We start from the raw sequence: 18,064 nt of genomic DNA on the forward strand, positions 1-18,064 counted from the left end.
GACTTCCCGGGGCCCCGGCTCCCCGAATCCCAGGTCCGACGGGTCGTACGAGCCCGACGGCACGTAGTGGCCTCCGGCCGCGACCGAGCGTGCATCGCGCGCCTCCCCGGCGTTCTTCGTCCAGATGCGCAGATCGCCGGATCCCGCCGGCAGGGCGTAGACGGGCGGGGTCCCCCCGTACGTAACCCCGGCCGGGTTCGAATCGCTGTACCCCAGCCGCACCCTGGCTTCGCTCAGATCCACGCCCCAGCCGATCTCCAGGACGATGGGGATGAACTGGTCTCCCACGCTGGCGTCGTCGGCGTTCTCGGGCGTGCCGTCCCAGTCGAATCCGTCGGCGAAGTCCGGTATCCCGTCCGCGTCGGCGTCACCCGTGTTCGGCGCGCATACCTTCCCGGGCTTGTCCGGATCGTTGGGCACGTCCTCCACGCTCTCCTCGTAGGCGTTCCTGGACGGCGGGCCGTACGGTCCGGCGTTGTTGTCGGAGTCGGCGTCCAGGTCGATCTCGATGTTCGTGGTGTGTACGATGTCGGTCGACGTCGGTCCATCCTCGCGGTGCAACACCGTGTTGAACTGCAGCGATAGCGCGATGTCGCATGGGCCGTCCTGCACGGCCTCGACCCAGACCTCGTCGGGTGGGGCCTTGTAGTGGGCGGTCCCGGGGGGTTCCGTGTCCTGTTCAACGTGCCATCCCCACGTCCGGTCCTCCCCGTTCATGGGCGTCGGGGAGTCTTCTTCCAGGAAGAACTCCACGGCTGACGCAGGATCCGCTTTCAGTTGCGCCACCCAGTAGGGGAAGGGATCGGAGGGGTGGTCCATGCGGATCGCGTTCAGGTCTTCGGGGAAGAACGCGATGTTGAGCCGGCGGCGCGGGTGGCCGATGGGGTCCACGACCAGAATGCCTCCCGGGACTTGCTCCTCACTGTCCGCGAGACCTTCGAGGGTCAGTTTTGCCGCGAAGATGTGGATCGGCTCGGAGACGGCCGTCGCGAAATCGCCGTCCAGCGTATACGTCATCGTCGCCTTGCCCGGGACGACCTCGTTGTCGGCGTCGAACTTGTAGACGGTCTTCGGGGTGTTCGTGGGAGGGATGGCAAACTGCCAGGCGAATGTTGCTTCTTCCGGCTCGTACGGACGGGGCCGCACGCCCAGGGTTGCCTGCTGACTATACAGCGGCACGTACTTCGGTATGCCGTACGGCGGATCGAGGAAGACCACCGAGACCCCGCGCCCGAGCAGCTCCATGCCGCCGCCGAGGCCGTCAAACGGCCCGACGCCGGTATCGTCGCAGAGGCCGATGAAGGCGTCGGGCGGCGCCTCCCGGCCGAACACGTCGAACGGCTCGACCGTGTCGAAAGAGAGCCCGTCGTGCCGGGACGGCAGCGTGCGGGCGGAACCCCAGAGGGCGTCATCGAACGTCTGGGCGGCCGCCAGGGCGACGACCGCACTGAGCCCCAGGAACAGCGCCAGCAGGCACACGAACGCGCGCCGCGCCATCCCTGCCTCCCCGTCTCTGCCACCCCTCCACACATTTTGTACACATATCGCTCCTGCATGTCAAGCCCTTATTTCGCATTCGTGCCGGCCGGGCGGGACGCCGCCGGGCGGGACGCCCGGCGCTACCCATTGAGGGCGGGCGGCGTGCATCGGCATCGGGGATGCGTTTGCAGTATGATGGGCGCGCCGGCGGCCCGGGAGGCCGCAGCCCTGTGGAGGTACCGTGCGTTCATGAAGCTGTCGGTGATCATGCCGGTGTATAACGAGGCGACGACGATCGGCGAGGTCGTGCGGCGGGTGCGCGAGGCGGCGCCGGACGCGGAGCTGATCGTGGTGGACGACGGCTCGACCGACGGGACGCGTGCCGCGCTGGAGGCGCTCGACGGCGCCCCCGGCCTTCAGGTGTTCCGCCACGAGAGGAACCGCGGCAAGGGCGCGGCCATCCGCACGGCACTGGAGGCCGTCCAGGGCGACGTGGTGGTCATCCAGGACGCCGATCTGGAGTATGACCCCCGCGAGTATGTGCGGCTCGTCCAGCCCATCGTGGAGGGTCATGCCGACGTCGTGTTCGGCTCGCGCTTCGTGGGGCACGGTCCGCACCGGGTCGTCTACTTCTGGCACTACGTGGGCAACAGGCTGCTGACGCTGCTGTCGAACTGCTTCACAAACCTGAACCTGACGGACATGGAGACGGGGCACAAGGCGTTCCGGCGACAGGTTCTACGGGCGATGCCGCTGAGGGAGAACGGGTTCGGGTTCGAGCCGGAGGTCACGGCGCGCGCGGCGGCCATGCGCTGCCGCGTTTACGAAGTGGGGGTCTCGTACTACGGCCGCACCTACGAAGAGGGGAAGAAGATCGGCTGGCGCGACGGCCTGCGCACGCTCTGGTGCATCGTCAAGTACAGCACCTGGGGACGCCGGGGCCGCTGAGCGCACAGTCCGAGACGCCGACCGGGAGGAACGCCCGCCGTTCCGCAGTGGCCCGGCGGGCGTCCGTCGCGGGGCGGACCGGTCAGATCTCCACCGGCTCGCAGAGGTTCGCTGCCTTGGCAGCGGCCCGGCCGCAGATGTGGCAGACGTACTTGGCGTCCTTCGACAACCGGGCTACCTCGGCCATCTTGCGCTTGGCCACCAGGTCGCACAGGTGCTTCGAATGCCCGGTGTGGTTCTCGAACAGCCTGTGCTCCGGCACGACCATCCCCTTGCCCTCTGACTTCGCCATTGCCCTGCCCCCGAATGGAGAAATGGAACGCTACTGCTTGAGTCCAGTGTATGCACGAGCCCGGCCGGAGTCAAAGGCGCGGGGACCTGCGCAGGCCGGCTTCGCTTTGACACGCCGGCCGCGGTCGCATATACTGCACTAATCCGGTGTACTTTGTCATCTGCAGGGGTGAGGCCGATGCGACTGCCCACGCGAGTGCGGTACGGATGCCGGGCCATGGTGACGCTGGCGTTCCTCCAGGAGGACGGGCCGGTGCCTCTGGAGGCCCTGGCCGAACGGCAGGGCATTCCGGAGCGCTACCTGGCCAAGATCGTGCAGGACCTCCGTCGCAGCGGCCTGATCCGCAGCGTTCGCGGCGCGCACGGCGGCTACTGCCTGAGCCGGCCGGCCGCCGAGATCAGCCTCCTGGACGTCTATGAGGCCCTGGAGGGCAGCTTCTGCCCCGTCGACTGCCTGGACACGCCCGGCTCGTGCGGGCGCACGGACGGGTGCACCACCCGGGGCGTCTGGCAGGAGCTGCGCGAGGCCGTCGTCGGCGTCATGCAGGCCCGCACGCTGGAAGACCTGGCACAACAGTCGGCCCATCGGGCCGCAGGGGGGACGGCATGAAGATCGCCGAGAACGTCGTAGAACTGGTCGGCCACACCCCACTGGTGCGGCTGGGCCGGACGGCCGCCGGGCTGCCCGGGCACGTGGCGGCCAAGCTGGAGTCCTTCAACCCGCTCTCGAGCGTGAAGGACCGGATCGCCCGGGCGATGATCGAGGCGGCCGAGCGCGACGGCCGGATCGGCGCCGGAGCGGTGATCGTGGAGCCGACGAGCGGCAATACGGGCATCGGGCTGGCCTTCGTCTGCGCCTCGCGGGGCTATCGTCTCATCCTGACGATGCCGGAGACGATGAGCGTGGAGCGGCGCATGCTGCTGCAGGCGCTGGGCGCGGAGGTTGTCCTGACGCCCGGCCCGGCCGGCATGAAGGGCGCCATCGCGGAGGCCGAGCGGATCGTCCGCGAGACGCCGGGCGCCTTCCTGCCCCAGCAGTTCACGAATCCGGCCAACCCGGCGGCCCACCGGCACACGACGGCCGAGGAGATATGGGCGGACACCGACGGCGGCGTTGACGTGCTGGTGGCCGGGGTCGGCACGGGCGGCACGCTGACGGGCGTGGGCTCGCTGCTGAAGGAGCGGAAGGCTTCGGTGCGGGTGGTGGCGGTCGAGCCGGAGGCCTCGCCGGTGCTGAGCGGCGGCTCGCCCGGCCCCCACGGCATCCAGGGCATCGGCGCGGGCTTTGTGCCCGCCGTGCTCGACGCGGCGCTCATCGACGAGGTGGTGCGGGTGAGCCAGGCGGACGCCGAACGGACGGCGCGACGCCTGGCGCGGGAGGAGGGCCTGCTCGTAGGCGTCTCCTCCGGCGCGGCCGCCTGGGCGGCCCTGGAGGTGGCCGCGCGCCCCGAGAGCGCGGGCGGGCTGATCGTGGTGGTGCTGCCCGACACGGGAGAGCGCTACCTGAGCACGGGGCTGTTCCGGGAGGACGCGCAGCCGCCGGTCACAGGCGCAAGAGAGCGAGAGCGATGAAGAGCATCTACATGGATCACAGCGCGACGACGCCCGTTCGGCCCGAGGTGATCGAGGCGATGAGCCCGTACTTCGGCGACCTCTTCGGCAACCCATCCAGCGTGCACACGGCGGGCCGCCGGGCGCACGAGGCCCTGGAGGCCGCCCGGGGGGCGGTGGCCGCGGCCATCGGGGCCGCACCGGGTGAGATCATCTTCACCGGCAGCGGCACCGAGTCCGACAACCTGGCCATCCAGGGAGTCGCCGCGGCGACCGGGAAACGGCACGTCATCACGTCGGCCATCGAGCACCAGGCCGTGCTGAACACGTGTTTGGCGCTGGAGCGGCGGGGCTTCGAGGTCACGCGCCTGCCGGTGGACGCGTTCGGTCGGGTCTCGGTGAGATCGCTGGCCGAGGCCCTGCGCGACGACACGTGCCTGGTGACGATCATGCTGGCCAACAATGAGGTGGGCACGATCCAGGCGATCCGCGAGCTGGCCGCGCGGGCCGCCGAGGCGGGCGTGCCGTTCCACACGGACGCTGTTCAGGCCGTGGGGAAGATCCCGGTCGACGTGGACGAGCTGGGCGTGCACCTGCTGTCCCTTTCGGCCCACAAATTCTACGGCCCCAAGGGCGTCGGCGCGCTCTACGTGCGCCCGGGCACGCGCCTGCACGCCGTCCAGCACGGCGGCCATCACGAGCGGGGGCTGCGCGCGGGCACCGAGAACGTGGCCGGCATCGTCGGCATGGCCCGCGCCCTCGATCTGGCCGTCGCCGAGATGCCCGTGGAGGCCCCCCGTCTGCGCGGGTTGCGCGACCGGCTCGCGTCGATCCTGACGAAGCGCGTGCCCGAATGCCGCTTGAACGGCCATCCCGAGCACTGCCTGCCGCACATTGCGAACCTGAGCTTCGAGAACGTCGAGGGCGAGAGCCTGCTGATGAGCCTCGACGCATTCGGCATCGCCGTCTCCACCGGCTCGGCCTGCACGAGCGGCACGCTGGAGCCGTCGCACGTGCTGACGTCGATGGGCATCCCGCCGGAGAAGTCGCACGGGAGCCTGCGGTTCTCGCTCGGGCGCGCGAACACCGTTGAGGACGTCGACTACGTCATCGAGAAGCTGCCGGCCATCGTCGAGCGGTTCCGGCAGATGTCCCCCTTTGCCGGCAGGACCTGATCCCATGACACGCTCTGCACGGGCGGGCACGATCGCCGAACTCGGGCGTCGGCGCGGCGTGGAGCGCGTGCCGGCCGCCGGGTGACGGGGGGACGCCATGCAATCCGAACGGTCGCCGGTCGTCGTGGGCCTGTCGGGGGGAGTCGACTCCGCCGTGGCCGCCGCCCTGCTGCGAGAGGCGGGCAGGGACGTGATCGGCGTGGTGCTCCGCATGCAGGACCCGGGCGACGACGGCCGGCCGGCGTGCCCGGCAGCCGGAGCGCTCGATGACGCGCGCCGCGTCGCCGAGGTGCTGGGCATCCCCCTGCACGTCGTCGACGCCACGGAGGTGTTCGAGCGCGCCGTGGTCGAGCCGTTCTGCGCGGCCTACGCCCGGGGGCGGACGCCGAACCCGTGCGTGCCGTGCAACGAGCAGGTCAAGTTCGCCCTGCTGCGGCGCACAGCGCGGGAACTGGGCGCGTCGGCCGTGGCCACCGGGCACTACGCGCGCAGGGGCCGCGACGCCGCGACCGGGCGCTTCACGCTGCGGCGGGGCGTCGGGGCCGGGGACCAGGCCTACTTCCTGTTCCGGCTCACGCAGGACCACCTTCGCGACGCCGTCTTCCCGCTGGGCGAACACGACAAGGAGCGGGTGCGGCGACGGGCACGGGAGTACGGCCTGCCGGTGCACGACCGGCCCGACAGCCAGGACCTGTGCTTCGTCCCCGCCGGCCGCTACCGCGAGTTCCTGCGCGCGCGCAGCCCGGAGGCCTTCCGCCCCGGGCCGATCGTGCACACGGACGGCCGCGTGCTGGGGCGGCACGACGGCATCGGCGGCTACACGGTGGGACAACGCCGGGGGCTGGGCATCGCCCACTCCGAGCCCCTCTACGTGGTCGCCGTGCGGCCGGATCAGAACTCGGTCGTCGTCGGTGAACGGCAACACGTGATGGGCGCCGAGCTGGCCGTCGAGGCCGTCCACTGGGTCAGCATCCCGCCTCCGGCCGATGTCGTCCGGGCGACGGTAAAGATCCGGTATAATCACCCCGGGGCCCCCGCGTCCGTGACCCCCCAACCGGGCGGGACGGCGCACGTGCGGTTCGAGGCGCCGCAGGAGGCGCCGGCCCCCGGCCAGGCAGCCGTCTTCTACGCCGGGGACCTGCTCCTGGGAGGCGGCACCATCGCGGGGAACAACGGCACGCAACCCGGAGGCAAGCGATGACGGACCCCACAGCGGACACGAAGGACCGGGAACTCCGCCGGCGGCTTCGGGAGATGGGTTCCGTCCTCGTGGCGTTCAGCGGCGGCGTGGACAGCACCTTCCTGCTGACGGCCGCCCTGGACGAGCTGGGGCCGCGGGCGGCCGTCGCCGCGACGGCCCGCTCGCCCTTCTTCCCCGAGCATGAGCTGTCCGAGTCCCGCCGGCTGGTCGAGATGCTGGGCGCGGAGCAGTTGGTCTTCGAGGCCGAACACATGGCCGACGCCCGCATCACGGCCAACACTCCGGACCGCTGCTACTTCTGCAAGCTGGCGTTGATGAAGCAGATGCAGCGCATCGCCGCCGCGCGGGGCCTCCTCCGTGTGGCGGACGGATCGAACGCCGACGACGCCGGCGACTACCGGCCCGGCCTGCGCGCCGCACGCGAGCTGGGCATCCGGCAGCCCCTGATGGAGGCGGGGCTGACCAAGGCGGACGTCCGCGCGCTGTCGGCGCGCCGGGGGCTCCCGACGCACGACAAGCCGTCCGCCGCCTGCCTGGCCTCGCGGGTGCCCTACGGACAGGCCCTTACGGCGGAGGTTCTTGAGCGCATCGACCGGGCGGAGGCCGTGCTGAGGGAGATGGGACTGCGGGAGTTCCGCGTGCGCTCACACGGGCCGCTGGCCCGGATCGAACTGGGGCCGCAGGAAGCGGAGGCGGCCCTCCTGGCGCCCGGCGCACGCCGCCGTCTCGTTGCACGGATGACGGCGCTGGGGTACAACTATGTGACGCTGGATCTGCAGGGATTCCGCAGCGGCAGCATGAACGAGACGCTCGGGTCGGCGGCCGCACAGGATGGGGAGCCATGTACACCGAGAAAGTGATGGAGCACTTCCGCGACCCCCGCAACATGGGGGAGGTCGAGGATGCCGACGGCGTGGGTGTCGTCGGCAACCCGGTCTGCGGGGACGTGATGAGGATCTCGATCCGCGTCAGGGATGGACGCCTCGTGGACGTGCGGTTCAAGACGCTCGGCTGCCCGGCCGCCATCGCGACCAGCAGCATCACGACCGAGCTGGCGAAGGGGAAGACCATCGAGGAGGCGCTCAAGATCGGCCGGCAGCAGGTGGCCGAGATGCTCGGGGGGCTGCCGCCCAACAAGATGCACTGCTCGAACCTGGCCGCCGAGGGGCTGCACAAGGCCATCGAGGACTACCTGGACAAATGAGGAGACGGGACACTGGGCAACTGGCAAGACAGACTGGCCGCCAAGGGGCTTCTGGTGGCCGACGGAGCATGGGGGACCGAGCTGGCCGCCCGCGGCCTGCCGGCAGGCGAAGCGCCGGACGTGTGGAACCTCCAGCGCCCGGATGACGTCCGGGCCGTCGCCGTCGCCTACGTGGAGGCCGGGGCGGACATCATCCTGACGAACACCTTCGGCGCCTCGCCGCTGAAGCTGGCCTACGCGAACCTGGACGACCGCACCGAGGAGATCAACCGGCGCGGCGTCGAGTTGTCGCTCGAGGCCGCCGCCGGGCGCGCGCTGGTCTTCGCGTCCATCGGCCCCTCCGGGGCGCTGCTCGAGCCGCTCGGCACGGTGCGCGAAGAGGACATGGTCGCGCAGTTCGCGCGCCAGGCCCGAGCCATCGCCGAGGCCGGTGCCGACGGCATCGTCATCGAGACGATGACCGCCCTGGACGAGGCGAAGGCCGCCCTGCGGGCCGTACGGGAGGTCTGCGACCTGCCGGTGGTCGTCTCCATGACCTTCGACCGGGGCCCCCGGGGGTTCGCCACCATGATGGGTGTGCAGCCGGCCCAGGCGGCCGAGAAGCTGACGGCCGCCGGCGCCGACGTGGTGGGCGCCAACTGCGGGGCCGGGATCGCGCAGATCATCGAGGTGGCGCGCCGGATGCGCACGGGCACTTCCCTGCCGCTCTGGTGCAAGCCGAACGCCGGCCTGCCCCGCCTGGTCGGCGGCCACACGATCTACGAGGAAACGCCGGAGGAGATGGTGCGCCACGTGGCCGACCTGGTGGACGCCGGGGCGCGCATCATCGGGGGATGCTGCGGAACCACACCGGCGCACGTGCGACTGCTGGCGGCCGAGTGCGCCCGGATCGCGGGGACGAGCACGGACGGATAGCGTCCGGCGTCCCGGCCGGGCGTCTCCGGCCGGGCGTGTCCGGCCGGGCGTGTCCGGCGTCCCGGCCGGGCGTGTCCGGCGTCCCGGCCGGGCGTGTCCGGCGTCCCGGCCGGGCGTGTCCGGCGTCCCGGCCGGGCGTGTCCGGCCGGGCGTGCACGGACAGACGCGCAGGGGCACGGCGGTGCGTGCCCCTCCAACGGCGTCGGAGCGTCCTTGCCCGGGGGCCGCGTCAGCGGCGCAGGCCCTGGGGCGTGTAGTCGCCGAGTCCGGCCGCGGGGGCCATCTTCGGGGCAAACTCGGTGAACTCCGGCAGCGGGTCGCCGATGATCGGACGCGCCCACCGCACGAACTCGTCGGTCACGTCCACCCGGCTCTCGGCGATCCACTCGGACGGGAAGTGGCGTTCGGCATTCGCAACGACCTCCAGCGGCACGTCGCCGTAGGTCACGGCGTAGTCGTCGCCCGGCGTGCGCAGCAGGGTGGACATGACGCCGCTGCGGCCGTCCAGCGCCAGCTTCGCCGCGTGCACGCCGATCTGGTAGGCCTCCTGCAGATCGACCGACGAGGCCCGGGAGATGTCGCGCCGCTGGATCGTGCCCGGCACGTCGACCCGTGCGATGCCCGGCACGACGAGGCGCGTCTTGGAGCGCCCGGAGGAGTCGGTGCGGTCCATGCCGTTCAGGTGGCCCATCAGGAGCTGGGCGGCCGTTGTGCGGGACGCGCTGAACTGAGCGTGGCCGAAGCTGTCGCGCAGTTCCTGCACGTCGCCCAGGTTGGCGCCCTCGGTGATGACGACCATGCAGCGCCCGGCCTGGCGCAGGACGGAGTTGACGTTCTCGGTAATCAGTTCGAGGTTGGCAACCGGGTCGTCCTTGCTGAGCGCCTCGGGCATGATGACCAGCAGCGGCATCCTGCGCTGGGGGTCGCCCAGGCGGGCCGAGGCTGTGATGAAACCGATCTTGCGGCCCATCGCCTGCATGATCAGCACGGGATCGCTGGTGTGGCTGGCCTTGTTCTCCTCGTTGGCCTCGCGCACGTTCATGGCCCAGTAGCGGGCCACGCTGCCGTAGCCGGGGTTATGGTCGCACAGGGCGAAGGTGCCGTCCGGCTGGAGCCCGCCGCCGACGTCGTTGTCGACGGTCTTGGCCAGGCCGAGGCCCTGGAGGTCCAGCCCCTGCTCGCGCGCCATGGTGGCGACGCGGTTGGCGGTGTCCATCGAGTCGTTGCCGCCGACGTAGAAGAAGCAGCCGACGCCGTGGGCCTTGAAGACCTGGGTGATGCGGGCGTAGTCTTCCTCGAACAGCCCCCCCTTGCCGGCCAGTTTGTAGCGGCAACTGCCGATCGAGCCGGCCGACGGCGTCTGCCCCAGCCGGCGGACCTGCTCGGGGTCCTGGGCGGTGAGGTCCACCAGTTCGTTGCGGAGCACTCCCAGGATGCCCATGCGGGCGCCGTAGACCCGGTCGACCTGCGGCGAGGCAGCCAGCGTCTCGATGACGCCCCGCACCGAGTTATTGATGACGGCGGTCGGTCCGCCCGACTGCGCCACGACGACGTTCATTGCCATGTCTGCACTCCGTTTCGCCGGTGATGGAAGCGTCCGGATCACACCGTCAGCAGCGTGCCGTCCGGGTGAAGCTCCCGGTAGGTGGCCGCCCGCTTGTCCTGCAGTTCGCGATAGGCCTGGCGCGCGTCGTAGCCGGGCAGTTGCCAGGGGCCCTTCTCCAGGAGGATGTTCTGGAACTCCGCCACCTTCTCGTCCTCCATGGCGCCGCAGTAGCGGCCCTCGAAGAAGGCGTCGAAGGCCTCGCGGGCGTTTTGCCAGGCCTCCTGCTCCTTGCCGGCGGGCGTGGGGTAGAACATCGCGTTGTTGGCCTGGGCCGCCTTCAGATCTCCGCCGCCGTCGCCGACCATGATGACCTGGTCGTCGCCGTAGCCGCCGGCCTCCTTCAGCAGGCGGATGTGCTCGTTCTTCTTGCCCATCTCCTTGCCGGCGATGGCGCCCACGTAGTCGGCCAGTCCGGTGCGCGTCCACCACTGGGCCAGGTCGCGGTACGGCGTGGCCGAGACGACCAGGATGTCGGCCTTCGCGCTCAGGTATTCGAGCGTCTCGCGCACGCCGGCGAACGGCGCCATGCCGAGCGTGACGAACGGGAACGTCCGGTCCACCGCCTCGCTCCAGCCGAGCAGCCGCGTGATGTTGTAGTCCAGCCCGTTCTGCTCGTGGAAGTGGCGCAGCGAGGGGATGCCGAACCCCCAGCGTCCGCCGCTCGCGTCGATGAAGTCCACGTAGCGCTGGACCGACGCCAGCAGATCGCGGACGTGGTCGACGGGCATCGCCTCGGTCGCCTGCGGGTCGTCCAGCAGGGACGCCAGGGTGTGGCGCACGGCCAGGTAGCGGTCGCAGCCGCGGGTCTTGCCCCACAGGTTGTGATGCTCGGCGTGCAGGCGGAAGAACATCTCGATCCCGCGCAGGCCGTTGAAGTCCATGAAATGCGGGTGGAAGACGACGACCTGCTTCGCCCACATGTTGTCGAGCGTGCAGCCGTCCGTGTCGATGCAGATGGCGAAGTCACGCTTCCGCTGCCACTGCCGGACCTGCTGCTGAGGGTCCTGAGCGATCTGCTCGTCGGTCAGCACTCCCTGGAACGCCATGGCATTCTCCCTTTCGGGGCCCCCGCGGGGGGGGCCCCGTCTGCTCGGATGCCCCGGCCCGGCTGCTCAGCGGGCGGGGTTGAGGTGGTAGCCCTTGCCGTCCTTGTCGACGCGCTCGAAGCCGTGCTCGCCGAAGGTGTCCCGCTGGGCCTGGATCATGTTGGCCGGCAGCCGCGCCGTGCTGTAGGTGTCGTAGTAGGTCAGCGAGGCGGCAACGGAGTCCACCGGCAGGCCCAGGGAGACCATTGTGGTCACCCACCGGCGCCAGTTCTTCTGGAACTTCGCCGAGACCAGCACATCTTTGAAGTACGGCGCCATCATCAGGCTGTGCAGCTTCGGGTTCTCCAGGTAGGCCTCGCGGATCGGGTCGAGCAGCTTGGAACGGATGATGCAGCCGCCCTTCCAGATGCGGGCGATCTCGACCATGTTCAGCGTGAAGTTGAAGAGCCCGCCGGACTCCGCCGGGTCGGCCTTGGAGCCTTCCTGGAGCATCCAGAAGCCCTGGTCGTAGGCCGCGATCATGGTGGCGTAGAGGGCGTCTGCCGCGGCGGCGATCAGTTCGTCGCGCTTCTTCGGCGTCACGCGGCTCAGCGCGAAGTGCTTCAGCCGCCGAGCGGCCTTCTCGCGCTGCGGCTTGAACGAACTCATGATGCGCGCCTGCAGCGCCGCCGCGATCGTCGGCACGGGCACGCCCAGGTCGAACGCCATCTGCGAGGTCCACTTGCCGGTGCCCTTCTGGCCCGCGCGGTCCACGATCACGTCCAGCACGGGCTGCTGCGTCTCGGCGTCCACCATGCCGAGGGCGGCCGTGGAGATCTCCATCAGGTAGCCGCCGTGCGCGCCGGCCGTCAACTTCGCGAAGATCTCGTGCAGCTCCGGGTAGGACAGGCCCAGCGACTGCTGGAGGCCGAAGAAGACCTCCGAGATCGCCTGCATGATGCCGTACTCGATCCCGTTGTGGATGTTCTTGACGAAGTGGCCGGCCTCGTTGTCGCCCAGGTAGGTGCAGCAGGGGCCGTCGACCTGCGCCGACACGGTCTCCAGCATCTTACCGACGACCTCGTAGGCCTCCCTGGTCCCGCCCGGCATGATGCTGGGGCCCTTCAGGGCGCCCTCGGCCCCGCCGCTCACGCCCGTGCCCACGAAGAGGATGCCGCGCCTGGCGAACTCGGCGCAGCGCCGGGCGGTGGACGACGGGTGCGAGTTGGCCGCGTCGATGATGACGGTGCCGGGGGGCACCAGGTCGGCCAGCGGCGGCACGCTGCGCGTGGTCTCGCCGATCCGGGCCTGCGAGCCGGTGAAGAACAGTTCGTCGATGCCGCCCAGGGGCTCCACGACCGGGTCGTTGGCCTTGATCATGGCCAGCACGGCGCCGCCGGGGCTCTTGAGCGCGCGGCAGGCCTCCACCAGCGTCTCGGCCGTCCCCACACGGTCGGCAATCGGCTCGTTGGCGACTTCCTTCGCGAACAGCTCCGTGCGGGCGACCGTACGGTTGACGCCGATGACCCGATAGCCGTTCCGGGCGAAGTTCCGGATGAAGTTCTCGCCCATCACGCCCAGCCCATACAGCACCAGATCGTATTCGCCGTTCAGATTCGTCACCGACATGATTGGTCTCCCAGATGAAGCACGGCCGACAGGACACACTCGCGCCGCAACGGCCCGCGAGAGTCAGGGGAACGGCCATTGTGCCAGAGCCTCATCGCGGTGTCAAGCAAGGGAACGCACGGACGGACAGACAGGAACCGACACGGACCGACACGGACTGACACGGACTGACACGGACGAACACAAACCCCGGTCCGCACGGGGGCGCCTGCACGCGCGGCTCCCGGGGTAGCGCCGGGGGTTGCCGGGCAGGGGCACGACGGCGCCGGCGTCCGTGTCAGTCCGTGTCAGTCCGTGTTCGTCCGTGTCAGTCCGTGTTCGTCCGTGTCAGTCCGTGTTCGTCCGTGTTCGTCCATGTGTGGCACAGGCGCGTGCCCTTCCAACGACGCACCGGCGCGGCCCTTGCACGCAGCCGGTGGATGCGCTATAAGCAGGCGATGTGTGGCCCCGGCGTGCGTCCGGACCGCCCGGACGCGGCCGCGGCCCTCCGACCTCATTCCGTGAGCCAGGACGGGGGATTCGCATGAGCAGGCCGAAGACCAGACGCGTCGCTGCCATCGACGGCAGCGGACAGTTCATTTTGATCACCGAGGACGTGCCCGAGCTGAAGCCCGGCCAGGTGCTCGTGAAGAACGAGGCCACGGTCATCAGCCCCGGGACGGAGCTGGGCGAGGTCCCCAACCGCCGGGCCAACCCCAAGCCGGACGCCCGCCCCCGCCGGTTCGGCTACAGCAGCGCCGGCGTCGTGCTGGAAGTGGGCGAGGGGTGCGACGACATCGCCGTCGGCGCCGAGCTGGCCTGCATGGGCGGCGGGTATGCCCTCCACAGCGACTACGTCGTGGTGCCCCGCAACCTGACGGTGCCCAAGCCGGCCGGCCTGACCTTCGAAGAGGCCGCCTTCGCCCACCTGGCCGCCACGTCCATGCACGCCGTGCGGCGCGTGGAGGTCGGGCTCTGCGAGCACTTCCTGGTGGTGGGCCTCGGCATCGTCGGCCAGATCGCGGTGCAACTGGCCGCCGCCGCCGGCGCGCACGTGGCCGCACTGGACCGCATCGAGCATCGGCTCGACCTGGCCGACCAGGGCGGCGCCGAACTCGTCCTGGCGGGCAACGGCGACGAGCCCGAGCGTGTCCGCGAGTTCACGCGCGGCTACGGGCTGGACTGCGCGCTGATCGCCTTCGGCGGCGACGCCACGGCCGTGGTCGAGATGATCGCCGGCATGATGAAGGTCGCCCCCGACGGCCACCGCATGGGCCGCCTGGGCATCGTCGGCGGCGCCCAGTTCCAGACCAAGGGCTGGCCGGTGGCCGTCGGCAACATGGACATCCGCCCCTCCTCGCGCCCCGGTCCGGGCTATCACGACGACGCCTGGGAGCACGGCCGCGACTATCCGCCCGTGTTCGTGCAGTGGACCACCCGGCGCAACATGGAGGACTGCCTGCGGCTGGCCGAGGTGGGCAAACTCGATTTCGAGATGCTCGTCACGCACAGGCTGCCGCTGGACGACTTCGCCGAGGGAGCCGAGGCGCTCGTCAGCAATCCCGCTTCGGCACTCGGCGTGGTGCTCAAGCCGTAAGAGAGCCGACCCGCGAACGAGTTCGCTCCCCGGGGCCGCCCGTCCCGGCGGCCCCGGGTCTTTCCGGCCGGGGCGGGGGGGCCGGAACGACTGCTCGAGAGACACGGGGACCGAACGTGCCTGCGTCATTGCTGTTCGCCCTGGCCCTGGCCGTGCCGGCGATCCTGATCATCAACCGTCTTGCGGACGACCTCGCCCCCTGGGCCGCAAACTCGCACCCAACCGACGTGCGGAGGCGGCACGTCCAGGACGTCACGGCCGGCCGGCAGGAGTACCTGGTCGTCCAGGGCGGCACGGTGGACGGCCGGAGCTGCCGCTCCCCGTTCGGCGTCTTCGACGGCTGGACGCAGAGCTGGGAGTCCAACCGCTTCGTGCGCATTGAAAACGTGGGCGACACGGACGTGGTCAACCCCTGGCTCTCCAACGGCCGCAACAACTTCCGCACCATCGAGGAGATCGCCCGCCAGGCCGTTGCGCCCGGCATGACGGACCGCCAGAAGGCCATCGCGATCTGGTTCCAGGAGGTCACCCACCGCCATCACGCCGGCGGCGACAACAAGGAAGTCGGCGACCCGGTCAAGGTCTACAACATCTACGGGCACAACACCTGCGGCAACGACTCGATCTGCATGGCGGGCCTCTGGACGCGCGCCGGCATGAAGGCCACCCCCGCCCACCCGCAGGGGCACTGCATCTCGCAGGTCTTCTACGACGGCCGCTGGAACCTGCTGGACGCCGACCTGCAGGGCATCTACCTGCTGAGGGACAACCATACCGTCGCCAACGAGCAGGAACTCGTGCGCGATCACGATCTGGTCAAGCGCACCCACGCGCACGGCATCCTGCGCAGCCGGAGCACGGCCGCCGCCGAAGGCGTCGCCGCCTGCTACACATACGAGGGCGAACTCGGGGACGGACGCGACGCCAACGGGCAGTTCACCATGGCCATGACGCTGCGGCCCGGCGAGGCGCTCGTCTACCGCTGGGGCCACACCGACCCGGCCAGGTGCAGCGGGACGCATCCGCCGAAGTACCCCGACACGGTCTGCAACGGCCTGTGGGAATACCGCCCCGACCTGTCCGGCGACCTCTGGCAGAAGGGCGCCGAGAGCGTCCGGCACGTCCGCAGCACGCCGGACGGCCTGGCCGCCCGCAAGGGGCGCACCGGCGCCATCGTCTGGAAGATGCGCAGCGCCTACGTCTTGGTCGGCGGCCGGCTGGACGTCGACGGGTCCGGCCCGCGGTTCCTCCTCTCCTGGGACGGGCAGGAGTGGCGCCCCGCCGGCCCGGACCTCGACGAGCACTTCCCCCCGGCCGAGCGCGCACGCTACCATTACTACCTGAAGTGCGAACTCGAAGGCGACGCCCGGCTCCGGGGGCTGACAATCGTCAACGACGTCCAGATGGCCCCGCTGGGCATGCCCGAGATGGCCGTCGGCGAGAACCGGTTCGTCTACGCCGACGAGTCTCCGGGCGGCCGGAGCGTCCGCATCGTGCATGAATGGGTGGAGCGCTCGGCCACCCGGCCGCCCCGCGCGCCGGCCGCGCCGCTCGAACCCGCCGACGGAGGCGAGGCGGAGGGCACGCGGTTCGCCTTCCGCTGGGCGCCGTCCGAGCATCCGGACGGCGCCGCCATCGTCGACTACCACTTCATGCTGTCCGACCACGCGGACATGCGATTCCCGCTGTCGATGGACTTCTGGAAGCTCATCTCGCGCACCCCGGACAAGGGCACGGCGCAGTACTCCCTGCCCCTGCCCGGCCTGCTGACGCCCGGGACGACCTACTACTGGCGCGTGCGCGCGCAGGACGAACACGGCGTGTGGGGCCCCTGGAGCCGGACCTGGACCTTCACGCCGCAGGGCCCCGCCCACCCCGTCGACGTGCGGTTCGAGTTCGACGCCGGCGCGGGCACGCTCCGCTGGCGCCCGAACCCCGTCGGCCGCCCCCCCGCACGATACCGCGTCTACGGCAGCGACGAGAAGGGTTTCACGGTCAGCGACACCCCGTACGACGTCCGCGTCCGGAACGGCGACGAGGGCGCGACGGACAGGTTCCCGGCGAACCTCGTGGCCGAGACGTCGCAGACGCACCTGGCCGTGCTGGGCGCCGGCCTGGACCTGCCGAACGCCAACAGGGCCTACTACCGCGTCGTCGCCGTCGACGCGAACGGAAGCCGAAGCTGGTCCTCCGACTACGCCGTCGCCGAACGGCCCTTCATCTACACAACGCCCATCACGGAAGCCGTCGTCGGCAGGGAGTACGCCTGCCCGGTGGCGACGGTGCGCTCGCTCGGGGACGTCCGTTGCCGCGCGGGGTCGAAGATCGGCCTCTGGGACGTAGAGCCGCCGCAGTACAGGCTCGAGGAGGGGCCGGACTGGCTCCGCATCGACCCGGCAACGGGCCTTCTTTCCGGCACACCGACTGCCGCGGGGATGTTCGCCGTGGCCGTGACCGCCGTCATCGACCGCCCGGTGCGCGAAGTCGATGAGACCCTCATGAAATGGGGCCGCGAGCGCGTCGTCCGGACCCGCATCGAACACGTCGGCGCTGCCACGCAACGCTTCGTCCTCGCCGTGACCGACAGCAAGGGAGCCGCCGTATGAACGAACCGATCCGCGTCAAGCCGCACCACGTCGTCGACATCATCACGTCCTTCGGGACCGGCCGGCGGCGTTTCGAGCCCCACCCCTACGGGCACGCCGTCCACTCCGTCGCGGCGGCCGTCGCGGCCGACCCCGACGTGATGCTCCAGATGGAACTCGGCGCCGACGACATCTGCGCGCCGTGCAGCCACAACATCGACGGCGTCTGCGACGACACGATCGACACGTCCTACCGGCCGACCGCCCCGTCGCTCAAACGCGAATGGAACCTGCGGCTCGACCGCCGCTGGTGCACCGCGCTGGGGCTGCGCGAGGGCGACCGGCTGACGGCCCGGCGCTTCTGCGAACTCCTGCGCGACGGCCCTCAGGACCTGACGGACATCTACCGCGAGATCCCGGCCGACCGCACCGCCGACCGCGCGGCGAATCTGCAGAAGGGCGTCGCCGCCTTCCTGACGGGCCAGGTGCGGCTCGAAGCCTGAGGGCGCTCCGCCTGCATGCAGGCCCCGGGCGAGACGCCGCCGGGGGCCGCCCGTCGGCATCCCGCCGTGTGAGTCCGTGTTCCGTCCGTGTTCCGTCCGTGTTCGTCCGTGCTCGTCCGTGTTCGTCGGTGTTCGTTCGTGTGGCGCCGCAGTTGACCGGTCCGCGCGCGACGTGGTAGAGTCTCCCCCTGTATGAACGCGCCTTTCCGCAACTACTGGAGCATCGAGATGTCCGAGTCTCAGGAGACAACGGCGCCGTCGTTGGCCGGCGAGTCCGCCGCCGAACCCGACGACCCACACGAGCCTGAGCCCGGTCCGCTGTACCGGCGCATCCTCCGTACGAACCGGCCGGCCGTCGTTCTGCCGTGATCTCCGG

Annotated in this window: 17 protein-coding genes; 12 read left to right on the plus strand and 5 right to left on the minus strand. The window is 70.5% G+C overall.

Annotation, left to right across the window (positions count from 1 at the left end):
- Positions 1–1,497, minus strand: a 1,497-nt coding sequence (locus tag GXY85_05515) for a hypothetical protein (protein ID NLW50288.1), incomplete at its 3' end; no start/stop codon positions are given.
- A 231-nt stretch (positions 1,498–1,728) separates the two neighbouring features.
- On the opposite strand from GXY85_05515, the gene GXY85_05520 reads away from it, so the two are divergent.
- Positions 1,729–2,427 carry a glycosyltransferase family 2 protein gene (locus GXY85_05520; protein NLW50289.1) on the plus strand — a complete coding sequence of 233 codons (699 nt, stop codon included), beginning with the start codon at positions 1,729–1,731 and terminating at the stop codon, positions 2,425–2,427.
- 82 nt (positions 2,428–2,509) lie between these two features.
- On the opposite strand, the gene GXY85_05525 is transcribed toward GXY85_05520, so the two are convergent.
- The gene (locus GXY85_05525; GenBank protein NLW50290.1) at positions 2,510–2,719 is read right to left on the minus strand and encodes a hypothetical protein; all 210 of its coding nucleotides are present in this window, start codon (positions 2,717–2,719) and stop codon (positions 2,510–2,512) included.
- A gap of 177 nt (positions 2,720–2,896) precedes the next feature.
- Here GXY85_05525 and GXY85_05530 point away from each other — a divergent pair, with 177 nt between their 5' ends.
- The 7 genes from GXY85_05530 to GXY85_05560 all read left to right on the plus strand — a co-directional run bounded on the left by GXY85_05530 (position 2,897) and on the right by GXY85_05560 (position 8,764).
- On the plus strand, positions 2,897–3,328 hold the full coding sequence (locus tag GXY85_05530; GenBank protein NLW50291.1) for an Rrf2 family transcriptional regulator: 432 nt from the start codon (positions 2,897–2,899) through the stop codon (positions 3,326–3,328).
- Complete coding sequence (gene cysK, locus GXY85_05535; protein ID NLW50292.1) at positions 3,325–4,290, plus strand: cysteine synthase A; 966 nt, start codon at positions 3,325–3,327, stop codon at positions 4,288–4,290. Before GXY85_05530 ends, cysK begins: the two co-directional genes overlap by 4 nt.
- Positions 4,287–5,444 (plus strand): cysteine desulfurase NifS, encoded by a 1,158-nt coding sequence (gene nifS, locus GXY85_05540; protein NLW50293.1) that lies wholly within the window; start codon positions 4,287–4,289, stop codon positions 5,442–5,444. Before cysK ends, nifS begins: the two co-directional genes overlap by 4 nt.
- Before the next feature lie 97 nt (positions 5,445–5,541).
- Positions 5,542–6,645 (plus strand): tRNA 2-thiouridine(34) synthase MnmA, encoded by a 1,104-nt coding sequence (mnmA, locus tag GXY85_05545; protein ID NLW50294.1) that lies wholly within the window; start codon positions 5,542–5,544, stop codon positions 6,643–6,645.
- Positions 6,642–7,505, plus strand: coding sequence for an ATP-dependent sacrificial sulfur transferase LarE (gene larE / locus GXY85_05550; GenBank protein NLW50295.1), 864 nt, complete (start codon positions 6,642–6,644; stop codon positions 7,503–7,505). Before mnmA ends, larE begins: the two co-directional genes overlap by 4 nt.
- A complete protein-coding gene (locus GXY85_05555; GenBank protein ID NLW50296.1) occupies positions 7,487–7,849 on the plus strand; it encodes an iron-sulfur cluster assembly scaffold protein in 363 nt (120 codons plus the stop codon). Before larE ends, GXY85_05555 begins: the two co-directional genes overlap by 19 nt.
- Positions 7,850–7,903: 54 nt before the next feature.
- A complete protein-coding gene (locus GXY85_05560; protein ID NLW50297.1) occupies positions 7,904–8,764 on the plus strand; it encodes a methionine synthase in 861 nt (286 codons plus the stop codon).
- A 229-nt stretch (positions 8,765–8,993) separates the two neighbouring features.
- Here the strand turns inward: GXY85_05560 and GXY85_05565 are convergent, their stop codons facing one another.
- From GXY85_05565 to gndA, 3 genes are all read right to left on the minus strand, one after another.
- Positions 8,994–10,328 (minus strand): diphosphate--fructose-6-phosphate 1-phosphotransferase, encoded by a 1,335-nt coding sequence (locus GXY85_05565; GenBank protein ID NLW50298.1) that lies wholly within the window; start codon positions 10,326–10,328, stop codon positions 8,994–8,996.
- A 38-nt stretch (positions 10,329–10,366) separates the two neighbouring features.
- Positions 10,367–11,416 carry an HAD family hydrolase gene (locus GXY85_05570; protein ID NLW50299.1) on the minus strand — a complete coding sequence of 350 codons (1,050 nt, stop codon included), beginning with the start codon at positions 11,414–11,416 and terminating at the stop codon, positions 10,367–10,369.
- A gap of 66 nt (positions 11,417–11,482) precedes the next feature.
- Positions 11,483–13,009 (minus strand): NADP-dependent phosphogluconate dehydrogenase, encoded by a 1,527-nt coding sequence (gene gndA, locus GXY85_05575; GenBank protein ID NLW50300.1) that lies wholly within the window; start codon positions 13,007–13,009, stop codon positions 11,483–11,485.
- Positions 13,010–13,547: 538 nt separating this feature from the next.
- On the opposite strand from gndA, the gene GXY85_05580 reads away from it, so the two are divergent.
- The 4 genes from GXY85_05580 to GXY85_05595 all read left to right on the plus strand — a co-directional run bounded on the left by GXY85_05580 (position 13,548) and on the right by GXY85_05595 (position 18,057).
- The gene (locus tag GXY85_05580; protein ID NLW50301.1) at positions 13,548–14,600 is read left to right on the plus strand and encodes a zinc-binding alcohol dehydrogenase; all 1,053 of its coding nucleotides are present in this window, start codon (positions 13,548–13,550) and stop codon (positions 14,598–14,600) included.
- A gap of 116 nt (positions 14,601–14,716) precedes the next feature.
- On the plus strand, positions 14,717–17,206 hold the full coding sequence (locus tag GXY85_05585; GenBank protein ID NLW50302.1) for a hypothetical protein: 2,490 nt from the start codon (positions 14,717–14,719) through the stop codon (positions 17,204–17,206).
- Entirely contained in the window at positions 17,203–17,688 is a 486-nt protein-coding gene (locus GXY85_05590) for a hypothetical protein (GenBank protein ID NLW50303.1), read from the plus strand. The genes GXY85_05585 and GXY85_05590 overlap by 4 nt, the downstream gene beginning before the upstream one ends.
- Before the next feature lie 192 nt (positions 17,689–17,880).
- Positions 17,881–18,057: a hypothetical protein gene (locus tag GXY85_05595; protein NLW50304.1), complete on the plus strand. Its 177-nt coding sequence runs from the start codon at positions 17,881–17,883 to the stop codon at positions 18,055–18,057.
- Positions 18,058–18,064 lie beyond the last annotated feature (7 nt).

It is taken from the genome of Candidatus Brocadiaceae bacterium (assembly GCA_012728835.1).
Taxonomy (GTDB): domain Bacteria; phylum Planctomycetota; class Brocadiia; order SM23-32; family SM23-32; genus JAAYEJ01.